The sequence below is a fragment of the Streptomyces sp. NBC_01276 genome (assembly GCF_041435355.1).
GTDB lineage: Bacteria > Actinomycetota > Actinomycetes > Streptomycetales > Streptomycetaceae > Streptomyces.
On the sequence record NZ_CP108442.1, the window covers coordinates 2,405,152 to 2,429,438 of the forward strand.

Annotated in this window: 21 protein-coding genes; 10 read left to right on the forward strand and 11 right to left on the reverse strand. The window is 72.5% G+C overall.

The window, feature by feature from the left end; translation table 11 throughout:
- The first annotated feature begins 3 nt into the window (after nt 1–3).
- From cbiQ to OG295_RS10105, 3 genes are read left to right on the forward strand one after another with little or no spacing between them, the layout of a single operon-like run.
- Nucleotides 4–750 carry a cobalt ECF transporter T component CbiQ gene (cbiQ, locus tag OG295_RS10095; protein ID WP_371676570.1) on the forward strand — a complete coding sequence of 249 codons (747 nt, stop codon included), beginning with the start codon at nt 4–6 and terminating at the stop codon, nt 748–750.
- The gene (locus OG295_RS10100) at nt 747–1,571 is read left to right on the forward strand and encodes an energy-coupling factor ABC transporter ATP-binding protein (protein WP_371676571.1); all 825 of its coding nucleotides are present in this window, start codon (nt 747–749) and stop codon (nt 1,569–1,571) included. The genes cbiQ and OG295_RS10100 overlap by 4 nt, the downstream gene beginning before the upstream one ends.
- Nucleotides 1,572–1,601: 30 nt before the next feature.
- On the forward strand, nt 1,602–2,153 hold the full coding sequence (locus tag OG295_RS10105; RefSeq protein WP_371676572.1) for a PadR family transcriptional regulator: 552 nt from the start codon (nt 1,602–1,604) through the stop codon (nt 2,151–2,153).
- Nucleotides 2,154–2,221: 68 nt separating this feature from the next.
- Here OG295_RS10105 and OG295_RS10110 read toward each other — a convergent pair whose 3' ends face one another.
- A complete protein-coding gene (locus OG295_RS10110) occupies nt 2,222–2,434 on the reverse strand; it encodes an EF-hand domain-containing protein (protein ID WP_371676573.1) in 213 nt (70 codons plus the stop codon).
- 254 nt (nt 2,435–2,688) lie between these two features.
- Here OG295_RS10110 and OG295_RS10115 point away from each other — a divergent pair, with 254 nt between their 5' ends.
- Complete coding sequence (locus OG295_RS10115; protein WP_371676574.1) at nt 2,689–3,486, forward strand: tRNA-dependent cyclodipeptide synthase; 798 nt, start codon at nt 2,689–2,691, stop codon at nt 3,484–3,486.
- Entirely contained in the window at nt 3,467–4,705 is a 1,239-nt protein-coding gene (locus tag OG295_RS10120) for a cytochrome P450 (protein WP_371676575.1), read from the forward strand. Before OG295_RS10115 ends, OG295_RS10120 begins: the two co-directional genes overlap by 20 nt.
- A 62-nt stretch (nt 4,706–4,767) precedes the next feature.
- On the opposite strand, the gene OG295_RS10125 is transcribed toward OG295_RS10120, so the two are convergent.
- From OG295_RS10125 to OG295_RS10160, 8 genes are all read right to left on the reverse strand, one after another.
- The gene (locus tag OG295_RS10125; RefSeq protein ID WP_371676576.1) at nt 4,768–5,955 is read right to left on the reverse strand and encodes a YncE family protein; all 1,188 of its coding nucleotides are present in this window, start codon (nt 5,953–5,955) and stop codon (nt 4,768–4,770) included.
- The gene (locus OG295_RS10130) at nt 5,952–6,731 is read right to left on the reverse strand and encodes a polysaccharide deacetylase family protein (protein WP_371676577.1); all 780 of its coding nucleotides are present in this window, start codon (nt 6,729–6,731) and stop codon (nt 5,952–5,954) included. The genes OG295_RS10125 and OG295_RS10130 overlap by 4 nt, the downstream gene beginning before the upstream one ends.
- Nucleotides 6,732–7,114: 383 nt before the next feature.
- The gene (locus tag OG295_RS10135) at nt 7,115–7,723 is read right to left on the reverse strand and encodes an ATP-binding protein (RefSeq protein WP_371676578.1); all 609 of its coding nucleotides are present in this window, start codon (nt 7,721–7,723) and stop codon (nt 7,115–7,117) included.
- A gap of 149 nt (nt 7,724–7,872) precedes the next feature.
- Nucleotides 7,873–8,640 carry an enoyl-CoA hydratase/isomerase family protein gene (locus OG295_RS10140; RefSeq protein ID WP_371676579.1) on the reverse strand — a complete coding sequence of 256 codons (768 nt, stop codon included), beginning with the start codon at nt 8,638–8,640 and terminating at the stop codon, nt 7,873–7,875.
- An 87-nt stretch (nt 8,641–8,727) separates the two neighbouring features.
- Entirely contained in the window at nt 8,728–9,978 is a 1,251-nt protein-coding gene (locus OG295_RS10145; RefSeq protein WP_371676580.1) for an Ig-like domain-containing protein, read from the reverse strand.
- A 112-nt stretch (nt 9,979–10,090) separates the two neighbouring features.
- Complete coding sequence (locus OG295_RS10150; RefSeq protein ID WP_371676581.1) at nt 10,091–10,795, reverse strand: L,D-transpeptidase family protein; 705 nt, start codon at nt 10,793–10,795, stop codon at nt 10,091–10,093.
- A gap of 142 nt (nt 10,796–10,937) precedes the next feature.
- Nucleotides 10,938–13,130: a choice-of-anchor A family protein gene (locus OG295_RS10155; protein ID WP_371676582.1), complete on the reverse strand. Its 2,193-nt coding sequence runs from the start codon at nt 13,128–13,130 to the stop codon at nt 10,938–10,940.
- A gap of 154 nt (nt 13,131–13,284) precedes the next feature.
- Entirely contained in the window at nt 13,285–14,481 is a 1,197-nt protein-coding gene (locus OG295_RS10160) for an Ig-like domain-containing protein (RefSeq protein ID WP_371676583.1), read from the reverse strand.
- 196 nt (nt 14,482–14,677) lie between these two features.
- On the opposite strand from OG295_RS10160, the gene glgX reads away from it, so the two are divergent.
- Together glgX and OG295_RS10170 are read left to right on the forward strand one after the other, a co-directional pair.
- Complete coding sequence (gene glgX / locus OG295_RS10165) at nt 14,678–16,960, forward strand: glycogen debranching protein GlgX (protein ID WP_371676584.1); 2,283 nt, start codon at nt 14,678–14,680, stop codon at nt 16,958–16,960.
- Nucleotides 16,961–17,136: 176 nt separating this feature from the next.
- Nucleotides 17,137–17,859 carry a CDP-alcohol phosphatidyltransferase family protein gene (locus OG295_RS10170; RefSeq protein ID WP_371676585.1) on the forward strand — a complete coding sequence of 241 codons (723 nt, stop codon included), beginning with the start codon at nt 17,137–17,139 and terminating at the stop codon, nt 17,857–17,859.
- On the opposite strand, the gene OG295_RS10175 is transcribed toward OG295_RS10170, so the two are convergent.
- Nucleotides 17,840–18,337 carry an adenylyltransferase/cytidyltransferase family protein gene (locus OG295_RS10175; RefSeq protein WP_356209777.1) on the reverse strand — a complete coding sequence of 166 codons (498 nt, stop codon included), beginning with the start codon at nt 18,335–18,337 and terminating at the stop codon, nt 17,840–17,842. The two genes, OG295_RS10170 and OG295_RS10175, sit on opposite strands and share 20 nt — an antisense overlap.
- A gap of 157 nt (nt 18,338–18,494) precedes the next feature.
- On the opposite strand from OG295_RS10175, the gene OG295_RS10180 reads away from it, so the two are divergent.
- The 3 genes from OG295_RS10180 to OG295_RS10190 are packed head-to-tail and all read left to right on the forward strand — an operon-like array spanning nt 18,495 to nt 22,671.
- Nucleotides 18,495–19,700: a glycosyltransferase family 4 protein gene (locus OG295_RS10180; RefSeq protein ID WP_371681153.1), complete on the forward strand. Its 1,206-nt coding sequence runs from the start codon at nt 18,495–18,497 to the stop codon at nt 19,698–19,700.
- Entirely contained in the window at nt 19,697–21,433 is a 1,737-nt protein-coding gene (locus tag OG295_RS10185) for a lipopolysaccharide biosynthesis protein (RefSeq protein WP_371676586.1), read from the forward strand. The genes OG295_RS10180 and OG295_RS10185 overlap by 4 nt, the downstream gene beginning before the upstream one ends.
- Nucleotides 21,430–22,671, forward strand: a complete 1,242-nt coding sequence (locus tag OG295_RS10190; RefSeq protein WP_371676587.1) for a hypothetical protein — start codon at nt 21,430–21,432, stop codon at nt 22,669–22,671. The genes OG295_RS10185 and OG295_RS10190 overlap by 4 nt, the downstream gene beginning before the upstream one ends.
- A 63-nt stretch (nt 22,672–22,734) precedes the next feature.
- On the opposite strand, the gene OG295_RS10195 is transcribed toward OG295_RS10190, so the two are convergent.
- Nucleotides 22,735–24,249: a hypothetical protein gene (locus tag OG295_RS10195; RefSeq protein WP_371676588.1), complete on the reverse strand. Its 1,515-nt coding sequence runs from the start codon at nt 24,247–24,249 to the stop codon at nt 22,735–22,737.
- Nucleotides 24,250–24,287 lie beyond the last annotated feature (38 nt).

The following is a 24,287-nucleotide window of genomic DNA, read 5'->3' on the forward strand; positions in this document are numbered from 1 at the left end:
GCGGTGCTGCCGATCGACGTGGCGGCGCACTCCAGCCGCTGGCGCCGCCGCCACCCCCTGGAGAAGGCCCTGCTGGGACTCGGCCTGACCGTCACCGCCGTGTCCCTGCCGCCCTGGCCCGGCGGGCCGCTGGTCGCCGCGGCGACCCTGGCCGTGCTGCTCGGCCCGGCGGGGGTGGCGGGGCGGCAGCTGTGGCGGGCCTTCCGGGTGCCGCTCGGCTTCTGCGTGACCGGGGCGCTGCCGCTGCTGGTGTCGCTGGGCGGACCCGCCGGTTTCGTCTCCCTGGCGCCGGACGGGCCCCGGCACGCCGGGGAGCTGCTGCTGCGCACCTCGGCGGCCTCGCTCGGCGTGCTCCTGTTCGCCTTCACCACCCCGGTCTCGGACGTGCTGCCGCGCCTGGTGCGGGCGGGGGTGCCCGCACCGGTGGTGGACGTGGCCCTCGTGATGTACCGGATCGGCTTCCTGCTGCTGGATTCGATGGCCCAGGTCCGCCGGGCGCAGGCGGCCCGGCTCGGACAGACGGGCCGGGCCGCGGTGTGGCGTTCCCTGGCCGGGCTCGCGGCGACCTCCTTCGTCCGGGCCTTCGACCGCGCGGGCCGGCTCCAGGAGGGGCTGGCCGGGCGCGGCTACGACGGCGCGCTGCGGGTGCTCGTCCCGCGGGCGGCACTGTCCTGGCGGTTCCTCGCGGCCACCGCCGCCCTGCTGACCGGCCTGGTCGCGGGGACCCTCGTACTGAAGGAGTTCCTGTGACCGTGGTGGTGGAGCTGGCCGGGGCGGGCCATGCGTACGAGGACGGCCCGGCCGTGCTGTCCGGCGTGGACTTCGGGATCGAGCAGGGCCGCGCGCTGGTCCTGCTCGGCCGCAACGGCAGCGGGAAGACCACGCTGATGCGGCTGCTGAGCGGGGGCCTGCGGCCCGGTACCGGCGAGCTGCGCCTGGACGGCGCGCGGGTGGCGTACGACCGGGCGGGGCTGACCCGCCTGCGGACCTCGGTGCAGCTGGTGGTCCAGGACCCGGACGACCAGCTGTTCGCGGCCTCCGTGGAACAGGACGTGTCCTTCGGCCCGATGAACCTGGGGCTGGCGGAGCCGGAGGTCCGCGCGCGGGTCGACGCCGCCCTGGCCGCCCTGGACATCACCGCGCTGCGGGACCGCCCCACCCACCTGCTCTCGTACGGGCAGCGCAAGCGCGCGGCGATCGCGGGGGCGGTGGCCATGGCGCCGCGGGTGCTGATCCTGGACGAGCCGACGGCCGGGCTGGACCCGGACGGTCAGGAGCGGCTCCTGGACGTGCTGGCGGGGCTGCGGTCGGACGGCACCACGGTGGTCATGGCCACGCACGACGTGGACCTGGCGGTCCGCTGGGCGGACGACGCGGCGGTGCTGACCCCGTCGGGCATCCGGACCGGACCGGCTCCCGAGCTGCTGTCGGATCCGGGGCTGCTGGCCTCGGCGGGACTGCGCCAGGCCTGGTCCCCCGCGGTGACGGCCTTCCTGCGCGCCCGGGGCCTCCTGTCCGGGGACGCTCCGGGCCCCCGCACCCCGGAGGCGCTGACCGGCTTCCGGCCCTGACGGGCGCGCCCCCGACCGTAAACTCCCCCCATGTCGCTGCCGCACGCCATCCTCACCGCCCTGCTGGAGAAGCCCTCGTCGGGGCTGGAGCTGACCCGGCGGTTCGACAAGTCGATCGGGTACTTCTGGTCGGCGACCCACCAGCAGATCTACCGGGAGCTCGGGCGGCTGGAGGAGGCCGGCCTGATCCGGGAGCTGCCCAGCGAGGTCCCGGTGCGGGGGCAGAAGAAGGAGTACGAGGTGCTGCCCGACGGCAGCGCGGAGCTGGCCCGCTGGGTGGACGAGAGCCAGGACCCCAAGCCGATGCGTGACGCACTGCTGTTGCGGCTGCGCGCGGCGGGGGTGGTGGGGCTGCAGGGGCTCGGTCCGGAGCTGCGGCGCCATCTGGAGCTGCACCGGGAGCAGCTGGCCAAGTACGAGGCGATCGAGGCCAAGGACTTCCCGCCGGACCGGGACGCCGTGGAGGACCGCCTGCGCCGGCTCGTGCTGCACGGCGGCATCGCCCTGGAGGAGTTCTGGCTGAGCTGGCTGCGGGAGGCCCTCGCGGAGGTCGAGGCCGTCGAGGGCGCGTCCGGGGCCTGACGGGCGCGGACGGCGCGGGGCCGGACCGCGCCCCCGCCCCGGCAGGGGGACGGGGGCGGCGCGGGGGCCTACTTGTTCAGGGCGGCCCAGAACTCGTCGAAGCTCATCAGGCCGTCGCCGTTGGTGTCCTTGGAGGCGACCACGGCGTCCGCGACCGAGGCGGTGACGAACGCGTCGCCCATCGCCTTCATGGCCGCGCTGTACTCGTCGGCCGTGACGAAGCCGTCACCGTTCACGTCGAACTTGTTGAACGTCGCCCGTGCGCTCTCGATGTCCGCCACTGGGTCCACCCCTTCTTGGTGCTTGTTGACCGGCTCAGGGTAGCGGCACCCGGAACGGAGCGCCGCCGCGGGTCCCGTTCAACCGGCAGAAAGAAATTCAATTACTCTTCCGTAACGCGGAAGCGATAATTCCAGCCAACAATTCCGCCGTGCACTTGTCACGCTCCGGGATCACGGCATAACGTACCGGCATTGCCGCCACACCAGGAGCGCAGGGCTCCCAGGGACAAGTGGCAACAAGGGCGACCACACAGGTGACGATCACAGTTGACGCATCATTCGAAGTTCTGCCCTTCACCCGCACCTGCCGCCACATCTGGGAAGACGGCGACCATGTGCTGATCGGAGTGAGTCCCGGCAACAGCTACTTCAGCTCCGAACGCATATCGAGCCTCGCCAGGTGGGCCACGACCCGCTTCGCGCAGGTCGACTTCGTCTACGCAGACCTCCACGTAGACCGGATGTTCGCCGCTTTCGGCTACACCCGCGAGCATGCGGAGAAGCGTTCGGCGAAGGAGATCAAGGCGGTCCGGAGAAGGATTCTCAAAGGCGTCGAGGAATCAGTACCCCAGCATGCCGAGATCCGGGTGAGGGCACTTTCGGAGTTCCAGTCGAACCCCGTTTACCAACTACTGCACCGACGCGTTCTGCATTTCTTGGAGACCGACGACGTATTCCGCAAGGGCTGCGAGGAGATGGCCCTTCACTTTGTCGGATCGAAGTTGCCGGAAGGTGAATCCATCACCGACGCTCAGTTGCAGGTCTGTTTCGATTACATGGCAGCGGAGCTGCCCTTCTTCGTGGACACCCCGAGCATTCTCGACGTGCCGTCCTCGGTGGCGGCCTACCACGTCAAGATGCCGATGACCGACGTCCTCTTCGCGCGGGGCGGGGGCCTGCGCGCGACGCGCAACCAGGCGTACGCCGTCGTGCGCCCCGAGGCCGCCGGGACCACGCCCCCCGTACCGCCCCACGACACCACCGCGCGGGACACCCCCGCGCACAGCACCGCACCGACCGAGAGGACCGTCGATGAGCGTCGAGCAGCTTGAGGGCACGGAGGAACGGGAGCCCCTCCTGGACTTCCCCCTCTCCCGGCGCGGTGACGTGCTCCCCGAGGAGTGCTCCTGGCTGCGCGAGAAGGCCCCGGTCGCCCGGGTCCGGACCCTCACCGGGGACCCGGCCTGGCTCGTGAGCAGCTACGCGCTGGCCAAGCAGGTACTGGAGGACGAGCGCTTCAGCCTCAAGGACACCGCCAACGCCGGGGCGCCCCGCCAGTACGCGCTGACGATCCCGCCCGAGGTCGTCAACAACATGGGCAACATCAACAGCGCCGGGCTGCGCAACGCGGTCATGAAGGCGCTCAACCCGAGGCAGAAGGGCCTCCAGGACTTCCTGCGCGCCACGGCCGGGGAGCTGATCGACGCCCTGGTCTCCGAGGGCGGGCCGGCCGACCTCCGGGCGGGGTTCGCCGACCCCTTCTCGGCGGCCCTGCACTGCCGGGTGCTGGGTGTGCCCTTCGAGGACCGGCGGCGGCTGATGTCGGGGCTGGACGTCGCGTTCATGACCGCCCGCGAGCCCTTCGCCGATTCCGCGCTCAACTGGTACAAGGACGTCGGCTACTTCGCCGACGCGTTCAAGACGCAGCTGGCGCGGCCCGCCGAGGAGCGTACGGGGCTCCTCGGAAGGTTCGCCGGACTGCGGGAGGCCGACCCGGAGTCGGCCCATCTGACGGACGAGATGTTCGCGACCGTCGCCGTCTCGCTCTTCGGCGCGGGCGCGGTCTCCACGTCCGCGTTCCTGGTCCTGGCGGTCCTCGCCCTGCTCCAGCGGCCGGAGCTGATCGGGTACCTGCGCGAGCACCCGGAGCGCATGGGCGGGGCGGTGGACGAACTGCTGCGCTGGAACCTGTCCGTGGGCGACGGCCTGCCGCGCCTCGCGATGGCGGACGTCCAGGTCGGGGACGTGCTGGTGAAGGAGGGCGAGCTGGTGCTCGTCCTGCTGGAGGGGGCCAACTTCGACCCGGAGGCCTTCGAGCGCCCGGACGAGCTGGACCTGGAGCGGGAGGGCGCCAACGCCCACCTCGCCTTCGGCGCCGGCCGGCACTTCTGCCCGGCGTCCGCGCTGGGCCGGGCGCACGCGGAGATCGCCCTGGAGGTGCTGGTCGAGCGGCTGCCCGAACTGCGCCTGGCCGTACCCGCGGAGAACCTCGTCTGGCGGACCGGGTTCATCAAGCGGCTGCCCGAGCGGCTGCCCGTCGCCTGGCAGTAACCTCATGGAGCCGGTGTCCCGGGAGCTGTGCGAGCTCCCGGGACACCTCCGTGCGTACGGGTCTAGCGGAAGATGCCGGTGTGGCCGAGGGAGTAGCGGCCGGGCTGCGGGTAGACGGCGAGGCCGTGCGGGCCGCCGCCGACCGGGATCCTGGCCAGCTCCTTGCCGGTGACGGTGTCGATCGCGTAGACCTCGGAGTTGTAGCGGCCCGACAGCCAGAGCACCTTGCCGTCCGCGGAGACCCCGCCCATGTCGGGGCTGCCGCCGTCGGGCAGCTCCCACTTCTTGGTGAGCTTGTTCTGCTTGAAGTCGAAGACGGAGATGGAGCCCTCGCCCCGGTTGGAGACGTACATCTCCTTGGAGTCGCGGCTGACGTACAGCCCGTGGCAGCCCTTGCCGGTGGGCAGCAGCTTGGGCACGTCGAACTTGTCGCCGCTGAGCACCCACATGCCGTGCGCCATCATGTCCGCGACGTAGAAGGTCTTTCCGTCCGGGGAGATCTTCACGTCCTGCGGCATCGCTCCCTCGAAGGGGAGTTTCTGCTGGCCGACGACCTCCATCTTCTCGGTGTCGACCTTGAGGAGTTCTCCGGAGAACTCGCAGCTCACGATGAAGTAGCGGCCGTCCGAGGAGAAGTCGGCGTGATTGACGCCGTAACAGGTCACCGGGACGGTTTTCACGCGGTTCATGGTGTGCGGATCGCGGAAGACCAGTTCGCGGTCCATGGACGCCATCACTACGGCGTACTTCCCGTTCGGGGTGAAGTACAGGTTGTACGGGTCGTGCACCTCCACGGGTTCGCCGGCCTCGCCGGTGGCCGGGTTGATCGGGGTGAGCGTGTGGCCTCGGTTGTTGTTGACCCACAGGGTCTTCATGTCCCAGGACGGCACCACGTGCTGCGGCTGGACGCCGACCGGGATGGTGTCGATGACCTTGTAGGTGGCCGGGTCGATGACGGACACCGTGTTGGAGTTGGTGTTGGGGACGTAGACGCGGGACGGGAAGTCCTTGACCACCGGGGACAGCTGGTTCGGCCGGTCCGCCGCGTACACGTCGTTGGGGTCGAGCACCGGAGGCATCCCGGGCAGTCCGGGCGGGGCGGCCGGGACGGCCTTGACCGGTCGGGCCGGCCCCTTGGAACCGAGCGCCTCGGGCTCGCCCTTTCCGCCGGATCCGCAGCCCGCCAGGGCGGCGAGGACCAGTCCGGCGAGGAGCGCGGTGGCCTTCCGTGGAAGGCGGTTCGTCGTCATGAGGTCAGCAGCTCCGTGGTGGTCACCGCGCGCAGCTTGCGGCGCGCGAGTTCTTCGAGGAGGGGCGGCATCGCGTCGACCGTGTCCGCGTAGCCGAAGTGCAGGCTCACCACCGATCCGCCGTGGATCGTCCCGGTGACGTTGCGGATGACGGCCGCGGCGCCGGGTGAGGTGAAGTCGAGTGAGTCCACGTCGTACGAGAGGACGTGCGGGTACCCCGCCCGCTGGGCCAGCTTCTGGACGAGCGGGGAGGCGTACTGGGTCTGGGAGGGGCGGAACCAGGTGCCGATCGAACCGGTGAGCCGCTTGAGGCGCTCGGCGCAGCCGGTGATCTCGGCGTAGGCCTCCGCCTCGGGCAGGTCGTTGACGGCGAGGTGGCGCTGGGTGTGATTGCCCAGTTCGTGGCCGCCGTCCAGGACGCGGCGGGCCATCTTGGGGTGGGCGTCGAGCCAGGTGCCGATGGCCAGGACGGTGACCCGCGCGCCGCCCTTCTCCGCCTCGGCGAGGACGGCGCGGGCGATGGCGGGGTCCCCGTTGCCGTGGAAGGTCAGGGCGACCGCCGGACGGTCGCGCGGGCCGTGCCCGATCTCCACGGGCTGGCCGGCGAAGCGGCGGGGCGCGGGGGCGGGGCCGGCCGGGGCGGGCTTGGCCCGGACCGGGCCGGCGGATGGGGCGGGACCCGTGGCTGGCCGGTCCGCGGCACAGCCGGCGGTGAGGCCGGCCAGGACGGCGGTGCCCGCGCGCAGGGCCGCGCGGCGGCCTGGAGGTGAGAACACCTGCCCATTTAAGAGGTGAATGGGCGAGAAGATAACGATTGACCCAATTCGGGACCCAAACGGCCCGCGTGTCGAGGGTGCGACCGTCCGCTACGTGATCAACGATTTACACAGAGCAGTCGATAGTTATTCATCGAATGAGAGGTGAGTGGTCCACCTCACCTAGGATTTAGATGGAAACTCTTAGGATATGCACACTTATGTCCGAGTAGGGACTTTTGGCGTTCGGGCCCTCGTCTGCCATAGTCGGAACCACGACTTCCCTTTGACCCGAGCGAAGTCTTCCGCCGAGGATCACACACCCCACCGATCCTCGGCGCACCCATGGAACCCCCGCAGCGCCCCATCACGGCGACAGGGGGTTTCTGGCGTTCCGGGGGTCCCTAGCGGTCGGCGACGCGCATCTCGAACCAGGTGATCTTGCCCCGCGGCAGCAGGTCGGCGCCCCAGCGGTCGGACAGCTTGTCGACGAGGAAGAGCCCGCGGCCCGTCACGTCCAGCTCGTGGACCGGCATCAGGCAGGGCAGCCCGCGCGAGGGGTCGCGCACCTCCACGCGGATCCAGCCGCGCCGGCGCAGCATCCGTAAGCCGAAGGTGCGCGCCCCCGTGTGGCGCACGGCGTTGCCGACGAGCTCCGAGACCAGCAGGACGGTGTGCTCGGCGATCTGCGGCGAGAGGCCCCAGAAGCGGATCACCACGCTCTGCGTGAGCCGGCGGGCCGTGCTCGCCGACTCCGGCATGGACGGCAGCGTCACCTCGCCCTCGGCCGGATTCCCGTACCGGTCCAGCGCTTTGAGGCCCAGTTCCTCCTCGACCGCCGCCGTGAGCCGCACGGCCGACGCGCCGACGCGCTGCCGCGGTTGTTCCACACCCTCCAGGCCCGCCATGCACCCATCATGGACGGCCGGCGCGCCCTCCCGGGCCGTTCCACGGGAAAACACCCCCCGGGACCAACGCTCCCGGAGGGTCGCCACGGCATATGCACCGGGCAATCGGAGGCCCGCGGGGGCGACTTGACCTGCGATGACGGAGCGCTGCACTGCGATCACCGTCGGTGGATCACATGCTCTGCTTAAGGCTGCCTTAAGGCCTGGCTAATCCACCCGCAGGGGTTCTCCCCCACCGCGCCCCGAGGCGCCCTCTAGACGAACTTGGCCTTGCCCGGGCCCTCTTCGACGAAGCTGCGCATGCCGCGCTCACGGTCCTCGGTGGCGAACAGGCCCGCGAACCAGTTGCGTTCGATGGTCAGACCGGTGTCGATGTCGGCCTCCAGGCCCGCGTCCACGCACTCCTTCGCTGCGCGCAGGGCGATCGCCGGGCCCTGGGCGAGCTTCGCGGCCCACGCGTGCGCCTGCTCGTACACCTCGGCGGCGGGCACGATCCGGTCCACCAGACCGAGCGCGAGGGCCTCGTCGGCCTTGACCATGCGGCCGGTGAAGATGAGGTCCTTGGCCTTGGACGGGCCGACCAGCCGGGACAGCCGCTGGGTACCGCCCGCGCCCGGGATCAGGCCCAGCAGGATCTCGGGCTGGCCGAGCTTGGCGTTGTCGGCGGCGATCCGGTAGTCGGCGCAGAGCGCGAGCTCGCAGCCGCCGCCCAGCGCGTAGCCGGTGATCGCGGCGACGACGGGCTTGGGGATCCGGGCGACGGCCGTGAAGGCGTCCTGGAGGGCGCGGGACCGGGCGACCATCGCCGCGTGGTCCATCGTCTGCATCTCCTTGATGTCCGCGCCGGCCGCGAACACCTTCTCGCCGCCGTAGAGGATCACCGCGCGCACGTCGGCGCGGTCGGTGGCCTCCACCGCGAGCTCGCGCAGCCGGTCCTGGGTGGCGATGTCCAGGGCGTTCATGGGCGGGCGGTCCAGCAGGATGGTGCCGACGCCTTCGGAGACTTCGAGAGAGATGGTCATACGGGGAAGGTTAGCGCCGGTTAACGGCAGGTGGCCCGGTGCTGTGGGTCACAGCACCGGGCCACCTCGACTACCGGGGGAGGGGGACTACTTGATCCACTCCGCCCAGTCCATGTTCCAGCCGTTGAGGCCGTTGTCCGGGGCGATCTGCTTGTCCTTGGAGTTCTTCACGACGACCACGTCGCCGATCAGGGACTCGTTGTAGAACCAGGCCGCGGGCGTGCTGTCGTCGCCGGCTCCGCGCTCGTCCTCCAGGCCGACGCAGCCGTGGCTGACGTTCTCCGAGCCGAAGGTGCTGGAGGGGGCCCAGTAGTTGCCGTGGACGAAGGTGCCGGAGTTCGACAGCCGCATCGCGTGCGGGACGTCGGAGATGTCGTACTCGCCGCCGAAGCCGACGGTGGCGCCGTTCATCCGGGTCACCTTGTACTTCTCGCTGATGACCATCTGCCCGTTGTAGGTGGTCGTCGCCGGGGCGCCCGCGGTGATCGGGATGTCCTTGAGGACCTGGCCGTCACGGACGACCTGCATCGTGTGCGCGCTCGCGTCGACGGTGGTGACCTGCGAGCGGCCGACGGTGAAGGTGACCGTACGGGTCTGCTTGCCGTAGACCCCGGGGCGGCCCTCGACGCCGTCGAGGGCGAGCTTCACGGTGACCTTGGTGCCCGCGGCCCAGTACTTCTCGGGACGGAAGTCGAGCCGGTCGTTGCCGAACCAGTGGCCCTCGACCTTCACGGACGGCTCCGCCGTCACGGTGATGGCCTTCTCGACGGCCTCCGTGTTGGTGATGCCGCGCGTGAAGTTGATGGAGACCGGCATGCCCACGCCGACGGTCGTACCGTCCTCCGGCGTGTAGTGGCCGACGAAGGTGTTCTGCGGAGTGAGGGTGGTGAAGGTGGTGTCCTTGGCGGACTCCCGGCCGGACTCGTCCTTCGCGACCGCGTGCACCTTGTACTCGGTGGCGGCGGCCAGGTTGCGGGCGGGCTCCCAGCTCGCGCCGTCACCGGCCAGCTTGCCCTCCACCGCGTTGCCCTTGGTGTCGGCGACCGTCACCGTGGTCAGCTTGCCGCCGGTGCTGGAGATCTTCAGGATGCCGCTCGTCGCGACCTCCTTGGCCCCGTCGTCCGGCTTGACGCTCACCACGGCCTTGGACGCCTCGGTGCCGGTCTTGGCACCGGCGGCCGTCCCCTTGGCGTCGCTCCCGCCGCTGCCCCCGCTGTTGCTTCCTCCGCCGCCGCTGCAGGCGCTGGTGAGCAGCAGGGCCGCTCCCAGCAGAAGGGCCGGCAGGCCGGTGCGGGCGCGGCCGCGTATCGGCTGCAGGTTCACTCGTGTTCTCCCCATGTCCCCCGCGCGCGGGCAGTCGCGCGCATGTCGACAGGAAATCACACGGGTGGACCACGAAAAGGCACGGTCGTGTCACCGTTCCGTCCCAAGTGGGACGTACGGCGGCGTGTCAGCCTTCGGTCCCGGGCTTGGTACCCCAGACGTAGACCACGTCCCCTTCCGTCAGCAGGTTCCACAGACGTTCGGCGTTGGCCACCGAGAGGTTGACGCAGCCGGCCGATCCGCCGTGCGCGTACAGGTCGCCGCCGCGCCCGTGCAGGGCCTGGCCCCCGTCGAAGAACTGGGCGTACGGCATCGGGGAGTCGGGGTAGAGCGTGGAGACGTGGTCCTTGTGCCGCCAGTAGATCTCGTGGCGGCCGGGACGGGTCTCCTGGTCGTCGCGGCCGGTGCGGACGGGCACCGGCGCGAAGACCACGCGGCGGCCCTCCTGGACCCACAGGAGCTGGCGGTCCAGGTCCACGCACGTCACGCGGTCCTCGTCGGCGGGGCAGCGGCCCGCGGCGTTGGGGTTCGCGCGGGCGGCGACGGCCGTCATCGTGCGGAACGTGGCGAGGCCGGCGTAGCCGTCGGCGGGGGTGAGGCGGTTCGCGCGCTGGAAGGCTCGGACGGCGGTGCAGTCGCCCGGTGACTGCACCCCGTCGGCCTTCCGGTGCAGGTGGGCCTCCAGCTCCCGCTGGTAGGGGCCGGTCCCGGCGGTGCAGGCCGTCTCGGGGTCGGGATCGAGGGCGGCCGCGAGCGCCGGGCCCGGCAGGACGAGGACGGCGAGGAAGGCGGCCAGGACGGCCGTGGGTCCCATCGCCTGACGTACGGTCATCGGTCCTCCTCCGGTCCGCCCGCCGGACCCCGCGACCCAGCCAACCCGCGCGGGCGGGGGAGCGCCCGCGCGGGTGCGCCGGTGGAGTGAGGGGTCCACTCCACCGGCGCAGCGGAAGGCCGGACGGCCGTGCGCGGAGCGCTCAGGCGTCGGGACGCTTGTCGTGCTGCTTGCCGTGCTGCTTGCCGTCGTGCTTCGCGGGGTCCTTGCCGTGTTCCTTGCCCGGGTCCTTGCCGTACTCGTCCCGCTTGTTCTGGAGCGTGACCACGACGTGGCTGCCGGGGGCCGCCGCCGTGACGCGCACCGGGCCGGTCACCCGGTCTCGCGGCAGCACGTAACCCTCGGGGACGTCCGTCTCGACCAGGTAGTACAGGCCTTCGGAGAGCCCGTCGAAGTCGCAGACGCCGTTGCGGTCGGTCGCGCAGCCGTCCTTGACCTTCTGGTCGGCGTTGACGCCGCGGGTCTGGAGGCCGCCGGTGCGGTTGGTCTCCTTCCAGAGCTCGAACACCGCGCCGCGCAGCGGCCGCTTCGTCTTGGCGTCCTTCTTCACGAGGTGCAGGGAGCCGGGGTGCTCCGCGTTCTCCTTGCGGTTCGCGACGGTGACGACGATGCCCTGGACGAGGTCGCCCCGCGTCAGGTCGAACGGGGTGACGGGGTCGGCGGGCCTCTCGTAACCGGCCGGGAAGCCGGTCTCCCGCCAGTAGTACGTCTCGTCGACCGGCAGCTCGACCGTGCAGGTGCCCTGGGCGTCGGTCACGCAGACCCCTTCCAGCCGCTCGTCGGCATCGTCGCCGGTGGTCTGGAGGCCGGTCCGGTCGTTGGTCTCGCGCCACAGCTCGAAGCGGGCGCCGGGCAGTCCGGCCCCGGTGTCCCGGTCGGTCTTGCGCAGCACGACCCTGGCGCCCGGCGTCTCGGTGCGGGTGTTCACGGCCCGCGCCAGGGCCCCGGCCGCGGCGTTCTCGCGGGTCAGCGTCAGCTCGAAGACCGGGTTCGCGGGCAGGTCGTGGCCCGCCGGCGGCACGGTCTCGCGCCAGTGGTACGTACCGGGCGCGGCGCCGGTGTGCGCGCAGCGGCCGGTGGCCGGGGTGGTGCAGTCGGCCACCTTCGTGTCGGGGGACGCGGTGTCCGTCTGGAGGCCCGGCACCCCGTTCGTCTCGTGCCACAGCTCGAAGCGGGCGCCGCCCAGGGGACGGCCCTCACCGTCCACCTTGGCCACGGCCACCGTGCCGGTCGGGGCGGGGGTGGGACCGCAGTCGGGGAGGTCGCCGGTGAAGGGGTAGGCGTGGAACTCCTGGCCGCCGCCCCCGATGGTCGCGCTGCCGTGGGTGACGGAGCCCGTGGTGAAGAAGCGGCCGTTGATCCCGGGCAGGGTGACCAGGGTCTCGGAGGCCCGGTTGCCGATCAGGAAGCTGCCCTGGAACTGGCCGCTGCCGGTCAGGTTGACCGCCGAGGCGTCCGGGAAGTTCCACAGCAGCCGCTCGCGGTACGCGTTGAGCGGGTCGCCGCCCCGGTCGGCGAGCGTGCCGCTGTAGGTGTTGAGGGTGCGGGTGCCGGTGCCCAGGACGTTGACGAGGATGGTCGCCGTGGGCGGGATCTGTGTGAAGCGGATGCCCTGTGCGCCGCCGCCGGTGGGGTTGACCAGGTCCGCGTCCACGTTGAAGACCTGGAGCGGGTCGCGGTTGTTGCCGGTGAAGACGGTCTCGAAGCCGCTGTTGACGACGGTGCCGGTCGGCGGGCGCGGGCTGCCGTCGACCTTGGCGTAGCACTGGCTGGCGGCGCCGAGCCGGCCGCGCAGGCCGGCGTACGGGGCGACGGCGTTCGGGTCGGGGGTGCGGGTGCCGGTCACGGTGCCGCTGAGCGCGCCCCCGTAGCGGACCACACCCCGGTCGGCGATCAGGGTCTCGCCGGTGGCGACGGTGACGTCGGCGCCGGTGGTGAGGAAGTCCGCGCCGTCGGGGGGCGGGACCAGCGAGCCGGCGCCGACGATGCCGACGTTGTAGCGGGAGTCCCCGCCGGCCGCCTTGTCCTGGTCGAAGCTGCCGAGGACGACCAGCCGGCCCTCGGCCTCGGAGGCACGCCCCCGGACCCGGAACCGACCGCCGGCGAAGATGTTGACGGCGTTGTCGCGCCCCTTGACGCTGCCGTCGCTGCCGATCGGCGGGAAGGGACGGGGGCAGTCGCCCGGGACGCAGGGGCCGAGTCCGCCGGGCAGCGGTGCCCGCAGGGCGCGGGCGGGCGGGGGGCCGGGGGCGGGAGCCGCCGCCAGGGCCGTGGGGGACCCGGCGGCCAGTACGGCCCCGATCGCGAGTCCCAGGGTCCAGTTCCTTGCCGACATGACGCTCCGTCCGTATCCGCGCTGATCGCCCTGCCAGGCTCTGGGGGCGCCCCGGTGCGGGGCGCCCCCAGTTCTAGGGCAGAGCGTCGGCGCGGCGGACGGAGGACACTCTCGCGCCACGGCATTGCGGTCCGACAATCACTCGATTGCGGGGTCAGCTGACGGCGGATCCGGCGACCCAGTCGGCCCAGGACATGTTCCAGCCGCCCAGTCCGTTGTTGGGGGCCACGACGCGGTCCTGCGAGTTCACGACCTCCACCACGTCCCCGACCAGCGTCCGGTCGAAGAACCAGCCCGCCGGGGTGTCCGAGCCGCCGCCCTTGTCGTCGCGCAGGCCCACGCAGCCGTGGCTGGTGTTGCTGGAGCCGAAGGTGTCCGGGCTGGCCCAGTAGTTGCCGTGCAGGAAGGTCCCGGAGTTGGTGAGCCGCATGGCGTGGGGCACGTCGGGGATGTCGTACTCGCCGCCGAAGCCGACGGTCTGGCCGTTCATCCGGGTGACGTCGAACATCTCCATCACCACCATCTTCCCGTTGTAGGTGGTGTTCTTGGGCGCCCCGGCGCTGATCGGGATCGTCGACAGCAGCTGCCCGTCCCGGCGGACCTCCATGGTGTGCGCGGCGGCGTCGACGAGGGAGACCTGGGAGCGGCCGACGGTGAAGCGGACGGTCTTGTCCTGGATCCCGTACGAACCGGACGCGCCCTCGACATCGCGCAGGGCCATCTTGACGGTGACCTGGGTACCGGGCTTCCAGTACTCCTTGGGCCGGAAGTCGAGGCGCTCGTCGCCGAACCAGTGGCCGACGACCGGCACGGCCGGGTCCGAGGTGACGGTGATGGCCCGTTCCACCTCGGCCCGCTGCTTGATGGCGCGGCTGAACTTGAAGGAGACGATCATGCCGGTGCCGACGGTGGAGCGGTTCTCGGGCTTGAAGTAGCCGATGAACCTCTCCTCGGGGACGTAGGTGGTGAAGGTGGTGTGCCGGGCCTGACGGCGGTCGTGCCCGTCGCGGGCGACGGCGTCGACGGTGTACTTGGCGGCGAGCGAGAGCCGCCCGGCCGACGGTGCCGGGCTCCAGCTGAGCCCGTCGGGGGCGATGGACCCGGGGACCTGCTCCTCCTGGGCGTCCTCCACCTTGGTGACGACGACCCGTTCCAGCCGGCCCTCGGGCACGTTCACCCGCAGCGGCCCCTCGGCGGGGACCCCTTTGGCGTTGTCCGCGGGGGTGATCCGGATGGCCTCGTCGGGCAGGCGGGGTTTGCCGGGCAGGGCGATCTCCACCGGGGATCCGCCGTCCTTGGTGCAGCCGGTGAGCCCGCCCAGCAGGCCCGCCCATGCCGCCACGGCGGCCAAGCCCGCCCCTGCCCGCCTCGTCAGAAGAGTCACGCACCGTCCAACGACCGGCCCCCTCCGGGGGAAACGTGAGGGCCGGGCACGTTCCGGGCAGAACTGTTCGGGCAGAACAGTGGGAAGGACCAGACGGGGACGGGCCTGGCCGGGACGCCGGGCCGCACTCCCCCGCCGGTACCAGGAGCCGTGGAGGCGGGCAGTGTCGAGCGCAGCCGAGCAAGAGGCGGTGGATGCCGCCGCCAGCAGTGCCGTGGGCGGCCCCGCGGCAAGGGACGCCATGGACTCCGTGCGCGAGCGGGTCCAGGCACAGGTGTTACGGGCCGCCGCGCATCCGGCGCCACCCGTGTGGCCCGGGTCCGCGCATCCGCTGGGGGCCCGCTTCCACCCGGGCCCCGGCGGGGTCGCGGGCACCAATTTCGCGCTCTGGGCGCAGGGCGCGGAGGCCGTGGAGCTGTGCCTCTTCGACGGGGACGGGGTCGAGACCCGCTGCACCCTGACCGAGCTCACGCACGAGATCTGGCACGGCTTCGTACCGGGGGTCCGCCCCGGACAGCGGTACGGCTTCCGGGTGCACGGCCGCTGGGACCCCTGGACGGGCGCCCGGTACAACCCGGCGAAGCTGCTCCTGGACCCGTACGCGCGCGCCGTGGACGGGGACTTCGCCCTGCCGCCGGAGGTCTACGGGCACGTCCGGGACTGGCCCCAGCAGTACATCGCCGACACGGTGCGCGACGACCGGGACTCGGCCCCGTTCGTCCCGAAGGGGGTGGTCGTCCACGATGACGACGACTGGGCGGACGACGTCCGGCCGAAGACCCCCTGGGCCGATTCGGTGATCTACGAACTGCACGTGCGCGGCTTCACGATGGGCCATCCGGGTGTTCCCGAGGAACTGCGCGGCACCTACGCGGGGCTGGCCCACCCGGCGGCGGTCGAGCACCTGACGAGCCTCGGCGTGACGGCGGTGGAGCTGCTGCCGGTGCACCAGTTCGCGCACGAGGACCACCTGCTGCGCCGGGGCCTGCGCAACTACTGGGGCTACAACTCGGTCGGCTACTTCGCCCCGCACGCCGGGTACTCCGCCAGCGGGACCGCCGGGCAGCAGGTCGGCGAGTTCAAACGGATGGTGAAGGCCCTGCACGCGGCCGGGATCGAGGTCATCCTCGACGTGGTCTACAACCACACGGCGGAGGCCGGGGAGCTGGGACCGACGCTGTCGCTGCGCGGGGTCGACAACCGGGGCTACTACCGGCTCCAGTCCGACCAGCGCCGCTACGCCGACTACACGGGCTGCGGGAACACCCTGCACGCCGGGCGGCCGCACGTGCTGCGCCTGATCACCGACTCCCTGCGCTACTGGGTGACGGAGATGGGGGTGGACGGCTTCCGGTTCGACCTGGCGGCGGCGCTGGCCCGCTCGATGCACGACGTGGACATGCTGTCGCCGTTCCTCGCGGTGATCGCCCAGGACCCGGTGCTGCGGCGGGTCAAGCTGATCGCGGAGCCCTGGGACGTGGGGTCGGGCGGCTACCAGGTGGGGGCGTTCCCTCCGCTGTGGACGGAGTGGAACGACCGCTACCGCGATGCCGTGCGCGACTTCTGGCGGGGCGCGCTGCCCGACGTACGGGACCTCGGCTACCGGCTGTCGGGCTCCAGCGACCTGTACGCGTGGGGCGGGCGGCGGCCGTACGCCTCGGTGAACTTCGTGACGGCGCACGACGGGTTCACCCTGCGGGACCTGGTGACCTACGAGCGCAAGCACAACGACGCGAACGGCGAGGAGGGCCGCGACGGGACGAACGACAACCGGTCGTGGAACTGCGGGGCGGAGGGCGAGAGCGCGGACCCGGGGATCGGGGCGCTGCGCCGGCGCCAGCTGCGCAACCTGCTGACCACGCTGCTGCTGTCGACCGGGGTGCCGATGCTGGTGGCGGGCGACGAGTTCGGGCGCACCCAGGGCGGCAACAACAACGCGTACTGCCAGGACAACGAGACGGGATGGGTGGACTGGTCGCTGCTGGAGGACCCCGCCTGGAAGGAGCTGTTCGCGCTGGCCCGGCGGCTGATCGCACTGCGCCAGGCGCATCCGGTACTGCGGCGGCGGGCGTTCTTCTCGGGGCGGGCGCAGGGCGCGGACGGACTGCGGGACCTGGCCTGGTTCACCCCCGCGGGCACGGAGATGACGGAGCGGGACTGGTACGCGCCGGCCGCCGCGCTGGGGCTCTACCTGTCGGGGCGGGACATCCCGGGCCGGGACGAGCGGGGTCTGCAGGTGACGGACGACAGCTTCCTGGCGCTGCTGCACGCCGGGGACCGGCCGGTGGAGTGGATCCTGCCGGGCCCTCCGTGGGCGGGGACGTACGAACTCGTCCTGGACACCTCCCAGGAGGAGCAGGCCGAGGCGCCGGCGGGGCGGCACCGGGGCGGGGAGCGGCTGACGGTCCCGGCCCGGTCGGTGCTGCTGCTGCGGGTGGTGTCGTAGGGCGCTGTCGCTGCGGGTGGTGTCGTGGGGCCGGGTCTGCCGGCCGCGGCGCCGGTTCCGGACGCATCGGGCCGCCCGGAACCGGAGTCCGTGGCCGCCCTGCGATGATGTGCCCCTCATACGAACACCCGTGCACTCGTGCGCGGGTGCCATCGCCGGGGACCAGGGGGGAACGCATGGCGAGAGTCGGGACCGCGCTGCTGGAACTGCGCGGGGCGCAGAAGTCGGCCAAGGGGGTGTCGCTCTATTCACGGTTCGTCAATCGGCCCGCCGGGCGGTACCTGGCCGCCGGATCGTACGCGCTCGGGCTCACGCCGAACCAGGTGACGCTGGTCAGCGCCGCCTTCAGCTTCGCCGCCGTGGCGGCCGTCGCGCTGGCCGCCCCCTCCTGGGGGCTGGGCGTCGCCGTGTGGGCCGCGCTCGCGGTCGGCTTCGCCTTCGACTCCGCCGACGGGCAGTTGGCCCGGCTGCGCGGGGGCGGCAGCGCGGCGGGCGAGTGGCTCGACCACGTCGTGGACGCCGCCAAGCTGACCGCCCTGCACGCCTGCGTGCTGATCGCCTTCCACCGCTTCCCCGAGGAGTACGGGACCGGCTCCGACGGCTGGCTGCTGGTGCCGCTGGGCTTCCAGTTCGCCGCGGTCGTCACCTTCTTCGGCGGTCTGCTGACCGAGAAGCTCAAGCCGAAGCCGGCTCCGGGCAGCCCCGCCGCCGTGCCGTCGACCCTGCGCGCGGTGGCCCTGCTGCCCGTGGACTACGGGGTGTTCTGCCTGGTGTTCCTGCTGCTCGGCGGCGGGGCGCTGTTCCGCTGGGCGTACGCGGGCCTGGGTGCCGTCGCCGCGGTGTTCCTGCTGGCGTTCCTGGCGAAGTGGTTCAGGGAGCTCAGCGCCGTTCGGCGGTGAGGGGTTCCGCCTGGGGCTGCGCGAGCGCGTCCAGGGCCCGGCGCAGCTGGGTGCTGGACGTGTGCACGGTGTAGGGGAAGTAGACGACGTCGACCCCGTGGGCGGCGAAGTCCCGCTCCAGCCGGTCCCCCTTGGGGGTGCCCCGCCAGTCGTCGCCCTTGAAGATCACGTCGAAGCGGACCTGCTTCCAGGTCTCGACCTTGTCCGGGACCGTCTCGACGAAGGCGGCGTCGACGTACTTGACGCTGCGGACGATCTCCAGCCGCTCGACGAGCGGGATCATCGGGCGGCGGCCCTTGGCCAGTTCGGCCATCTCGTCCGAGACCACGCCGGCGACGAGGTAGTCGCACCGGCTGCGGGCGTGGCGAAGGATGTTGAGGTGTCCGATGTGGAAGAGGTCGTAGGCTCCGGGCGCGTAGCCCACCCGGTACGGCCTGCGCGCCGCCGAACCGCGCTCGGACATGTCGTACTCCGTCATCAGTTACCCCCCAGCGGCCGCACCCCCCGGTGCGGCGGATTAGCAGACAATAGCGCGCACGTTCCCCACCCTGCGGGTGAACGAATAGGGTGACGTGCGCATCATCCAGGGGAGAAGGGGACGTTCAGTGTCCACATCCGGTCACCGGCGCCTGCTGCTGGTTTCCACCAACTACGCCCCCGAGCATGCGGGCATAGGCCCGTACGCCACCCAGATCGCGGAGCACTGGGCCGAAATCGGCCACGAGACGCACGTATTGGCGGGGATGCCGCACTATCCGGCCTGGTCCGTCGAGCCGGAGTACAAGGGGGCGCTCCGGCGCACGGAGCAGCGCGCGGGGGTCACCGTGCACCGGCGTGCGCACACGGTGCCGCCGCGTCAGACCGCCGTCAGGCGCGCCCTGTTTGAAGGATCGATTCTGCTGCACGGTGCGGTGGCCCCGCCGCGGATGCCGAAGCCCGACGCGATCCTGGCCCAGATGCCCAGTCTGGCCGGCGGGGTGCTCGCCGCCCGGCTCGCGGCGAAGTGGAAGGTCCCCTACGTCCCGGTCGTCCAGGACCTGATGGGGGCCGCGGCCGCGCAGAGCGGGATCAGCGGCGGCGACAAGGCCGCCGCGTTCGCCGGGCGCGCGGAGGCGTACGCCCTGGGGCGCGCCACCCTGGTCGGCGTCATCCACGAGACCTTCGTGGACCGGGTCGTGGGCATGGGCGTGGACCCGAAGCGGATCCGGCTGGTCCCCAACTGGTCCCATGTGCCCCAGCCCACCAAGCCCCGCGGGGAGACCCGCCGTCACCTCGGCTGGGCACCCGGCCAGACCGTGGTGCTGCACTCCGGGAACATGGGCCTCAAGCAGGGCCTCGACGTCCTCGTCGGCGCGGCCCGGCTCGACCCGCGGGTCCGTTTCGTGCTCATGGGCGACGGCAGCCAGCGCGCGGCCCTCGCCGACCTCTCCGCCGACGTGCCGAACCTGGACATCATCCCCCCTGCCGCCGACGGCGAGTTCCCCGATATCCTCGCGGCGGCGGACGTCCTCGCGGTCACCCAGCACGCGGCCGTGCTCGACATGAGCGTCCCGTCCAAGCTGACCTCCTACTTCCAGGCCGGCCGGCCCGTCGTCGCGTCCGTCGCGGCCGAGGGCGGGACCGCCCAGGAGGTGGAACGTTCCGGCGCGGGGGTGCTCGTACCCCCGGAGGACCCCGCGGCCCTGCTGAAGGCCGTACGGGCCCTGGCCGAGGACCCCGAGGGCGCGGACGCGCTGGGCGCCGCCGGGCCCGTCCACGTGGCGGCCCACCTGAGCCGTGAGGCGGGCCTGGCCCGCATCGACGCACTGATCGACGAAGCACTTGGGGGTCTCCAGCCGTGACCGAGACGAACCGCCCGGCAGCGGCCCCGGCCGACGACGAGCCGGACCTCCTGCGGGACCAGTTCAAGCAGCTCCTGCGCTACCGGCGGCTCATCGGCGCGGGCGTGGGCATCGGCCTGCTGGGCGGCGTCTACCTCGGCATCTCCACCGCGGACACCTATGTCGCGACCGCCGACGTCGTGCTGCGCGCCCCGACCGACGACCCGTTCAACCCGAGCCTGGCCCCCGACAAGGCCATCAACATCGGCTCGGAACGCCAGGTCGCGCTCTCCAGCTCCACGGCCGGGCAGGCGGCGAAGCAACTGGGCATCGCCGACAAGGACTTCGCCGCGCTGCGCGGCGGCCTCCAGGTGACCAACCCGCCGCAGACGATGGTCCTCCGCTTCACCTACACCTCGGCCTCCCCCAAGGAGGCCGCCAAGCGCGCGAACGCGATGACCGCCGCCTACCTGCTGAAGCGGCAGGAGGCCCTCGACGCCACGCGCGACAAGATGGTCAAGGGCTACGAGGACCAGCGCGACCCGGTCGCCAAGCAGCTCGACGAGACGGCCCGGCAGGCCAACAACCTGCCCGCCGGGACGGCCCGTGACGCGGCGCTGTCCTCCAAGACCGACCTGCAGAGCAAGGTCAACGCCCTCAACGGCAACATCGCCAAGCTCGCGGCCCTGGACATGACCCCGGGCCGGGTCACCAGCCCCGCGACCCCGCCCGCCGCGCCCGACGGGCCGGGCATCCCCATGTCGCTCGCGCTCGGCGCGGCCGTGGGCCTGGCGCTCGGTCTGCTCGCCGCCTGGGTGCGGCTCGTCTTCGACCCGGCCCCGCGTTCCGAGGGCGACGTGGCCAGGGCGCTGCGCGCCCCCGTCCTGGGCTCGCTGCCCCGGGACAAGACCGGCGGCGGGCCGCTGCTCGCGGCCGGCGAGGCCGATCCCCGGCTCGCCGAGGAGTACCGTTCGGTGGCCTTCCGCCTCGCCTACGACTCCCGCTTCGCCGACCGGCGCCGCCTGCTGGTGGTCGCCCCGCGCGGCAGCAGCGAGACCGCCGCCGCCGTGGCCGTGAACCTCGCCGCCTCCTTCGCCGAGACCGGCAAGGACGTCCTGCTCATCGAGGCCGACCTGCGCACCCCCGTGCTGGCCAGCCAGCTGCCCACCGACGCGGGCGGGCGGCCCCGCTGGAGCCAGCCGGGCGGCGCCGGAACGGGCGGGGAGGCGGACTGGCCCGACGGCCGGCAGCTCGTCGTGGACGCCGCCGAGTCGGGCTCCTTCGACCTGATCCCCGGCGAACGGGTGCGCAACGTCCCCCGCGCGCTGACCTCGCCGCGCACCACCCGGCTGATCGCCGAGGCCGACTCCCCCAACTCCACCGTCGTGGTGCTCGCCCCGCCGGTGCTCTCCTACGCCGACGCCCTCGCCCTCGTCGACCGCGTCGACGGCGTCCTGGTCGTCTGCGACCCGCGCGCGGTGCACCGCAGCGACCTGTCCCGGATCCGCGAGCTCATCGGCGGCGCCGGCGGCACCGTGCTCGGCGCCGTCCTGCACACGCCCGTGGTCACCGAGAAGCGCGGCGGGCGCGGCACGTCCGGGAAGGCCGGCGAGGCCGCCGGTCCGGCCACCGGGCCGGGCCCGGCACCGGACCCGCAGCCGCTGACGCGTCAGCCCGCGGACCCCGGGCCGCAGACCACGGGCGACGGCGGCGACACCGTCGCCCTGCGCACGGTCCGTACGGGCCGGCGGTGAGCCGGCGGGGCCTCGGCGCCGTCGCCTCCGTCCTCGACCAGGCCGCCTCCAGCGCCACGAACATCCTGGTGCTGGTGCTGGCGGCCCGGCTGTCCTCGGCCTCCGGCTTCGCGGACTTCTCGATGGTGTACGTGACCTTCAGCGTGCTCCTCGGCCTGAACATGGCCTACGTCGGCCAGACCGTGGTCCTGGAGAAGGGCGAGGGGCTCCCCCCGGACGAGGTCCGGGGCAGGCTCGCGACGGTCTGCCGCTCCTCCGTGCTGTTCACCGCCGCCGCGTCGGCGGTGGCCGCCGCGGTGCTGGCCGTGGTGGGCCCGGTCCTGGCCGGGGACGCCGGGCGGGCCTTCCTCGCCCTGGGCCTGGTCCTGCCGCTGGTCCTCGTCCAGGACGGACTGCGCTACTGCTTCTCCGCGCTGCGGGTGCCCGAGCGGGCGCTGGCCGCGGACTCGCTGCGGCTGCTGTGCGTGGTCGCGGCGCTGGCGGCGCAGCCGGCCGGTGCGTCGGCCGGCCGGCTGGTGCTGGTGTGGGGCCTGTCGGCGCTGCCCGCGCTGGGGCTGGGCCTGTGGCTGCTGCGGCCCCACGTGCGGGGGGCGCGGGCCGAGCTGCGCCCGTACCTGCGGCGCGGGCACCTGGGGCAGCGGTTCGTGGTCGAGTTCGCCGTCGGCAACGGCTCCAGCCAGCTGGCGGTGCTCGGGCTCGGGGCGTTCGCGACCCCGCTGGCCGTCGGCGCGCTGCGCGGTGCGACCACCCTCTTCGGTCCGCTGAACGTGCTGTTCAACTCGGCGAACGCCTTCGGGCCGCCGGTGGTCGGCCGGGCCTCCGGCAAGCGGGGCGTGGTCCGGCTGACCGCCCTGATGGGCTCCGCCCTCGCCGTGCTCGGCGCCGGCTGGGCGGCCGTCCTGTACGCACTGCCCGACCGGCTGGGCCGGCACCTGCTCGGCGACACCTGGGCGGCGGCCGCCGCGCTGCTCCCGGCGACGGGCGCCCAGTACGCGGTGATGGGGCTGGGGACCTGCGCCCTGCTGACGCTGCGGGTGCTGAACCCCAGGGCCACCCTCTCCCTCCAGATCGTCTTCTCCCTGCTGTCGGTGGCCCTGCTGCTGGGCGGGTACGCCGCCTGGGGCGTGGCGGGAGCCGCCTGGGGCCTGGCCGTGGGTTCGGCGGCCAAGGCGGGCGCGGGCTGGCTGCGGGTGGCCCGGCTGGAAGCCCCCGCCCCCGAGGTCGCCACCGCCGCCTGAACCACCCGGGTCCCCGCCGTGCCGGAAGGGGACACCCGCGGCCGTCGACCGCGGGGCGCCCGCTCAGCGCAGGGTCGTGCCCTTGTCGTGGCGGTACGTCGCCACGAGCGCGAGGCACATCCCCGCGATGGCCACGCGTCCGGACGCCTGGAGGAGCGGGCCGCGCAGCAGGATGAAGGAGTACCCGGCGACCAGCGGGACCACCGTGGAGATCAGGCTGCCCGGCGGTGAGCGGCGCGTGGCGCGCTTGGCGTACCGGCGGTCGACGCGGGCGGCGGCGTACCCGAGGGCGAGGAGGCCGGCACCCATGCCCAGCGGCCCGAAGTCGAGCCACAGCTCGGCCCAGATCGGGGAGGAGAGGTTGGTGTTGACCGTGCCCATCCACTGGCCGACCATCACGCCCGTGTCGCGCGGCTTGCCCGGCCACACCGAGCGGGGCACCGCGAAGAAGACGGATCCGGCCAGCTGGCGCCCGTAGAAGTGGCCGGGGCCGGAGTTGGAGAAGGTGATGGTGTTGGCGAACATGCCGATCTGGTCGTAGTCCTTGAGCGCCATCGGCTCCAGGAACGAGGTCGTCTCGACGGGCTTGTAGTTCTTCTCGTCGTAGCGGAAGCGGTCCGCGAAGGGGAAGACGAGCAGGGCGATCACCACGGCCATCGACAGGGCCACCCGGTACATCGCGGCGCTCACCGGGAAGACCGTGAAGAGCAGCGCGAACAGGACGGTGAGGAACCAGTAGCGCGGGTTCGAGACGGGGTTGTTGACGACCAGGTTCAAGACGGCGAGGGCGGCCGTCGTGGCGATGACCGAGACCTTGCGGCGGGCGTACTTCGAGGTGATCAGCCAGCGCGTGTACAGGAGCAGGGCGAGCAGGGCCGGCACGGTGCCGAAGCCGCGCAGCAGCGCCTGGCCGGCCTGGCCGTCGCCGTTGGAGACGCCCGCCTCCTGGATGCCCGCGATGATCTCCTGGCGGCTGGAGAAGAAGACCGCCGGTCCCCCCAGCTTCGCGACGAAGGCCGCGCTGCACAGGAAGGCGACCAGGGTGAGGAGTTGGAGGCGCCGCCGGTGGACCATCACCGGTCGCGGCTCCTTGCGGGAGCCTCCCGTGCGGCGTGCCGCGGGCCGGTGACGGGCCAGCAGTACGCCGACGTCGAAGGCCGTGCAGCCCAGCAGCACCAGGCCGATGGCGACGGTGAGGTCGGAGCGGGGGCCGACGACGGGCGTGGGGACCCGGCCGAGGACGGCCTGGGCGAGGGGGGCCACGCCCATGGCCATGTAGACGAAGAGCCAGAAGGAGCCCTGCAGCAGCTTGCGGCGGCTGGTCAGCACCATGGCCGAGAGCCGCGCGCCCGCGTACATGGCCAGCAGCAGTTGCAGCCAGAAGGCGGCGTCGCGCTGGCCGTCGCCGGACTGGGCGGCGACGAAGAACGGCAGGAAGACGGTGAACCCGAGGGCGAGGGGGACCGAGAGCGCGCGGGAGAGCAGGGTGCGCGGGGTGGTCACCCGGCCCCACTGCGACTCGCCGGGCACGGGCGGCCGTTCGGGGGCGGCCGAGGGCTTCCGAACGTCCGTCACCACTGTTGCCCCCACCCCTGTGCGTGATCCGCGCGCAGTCT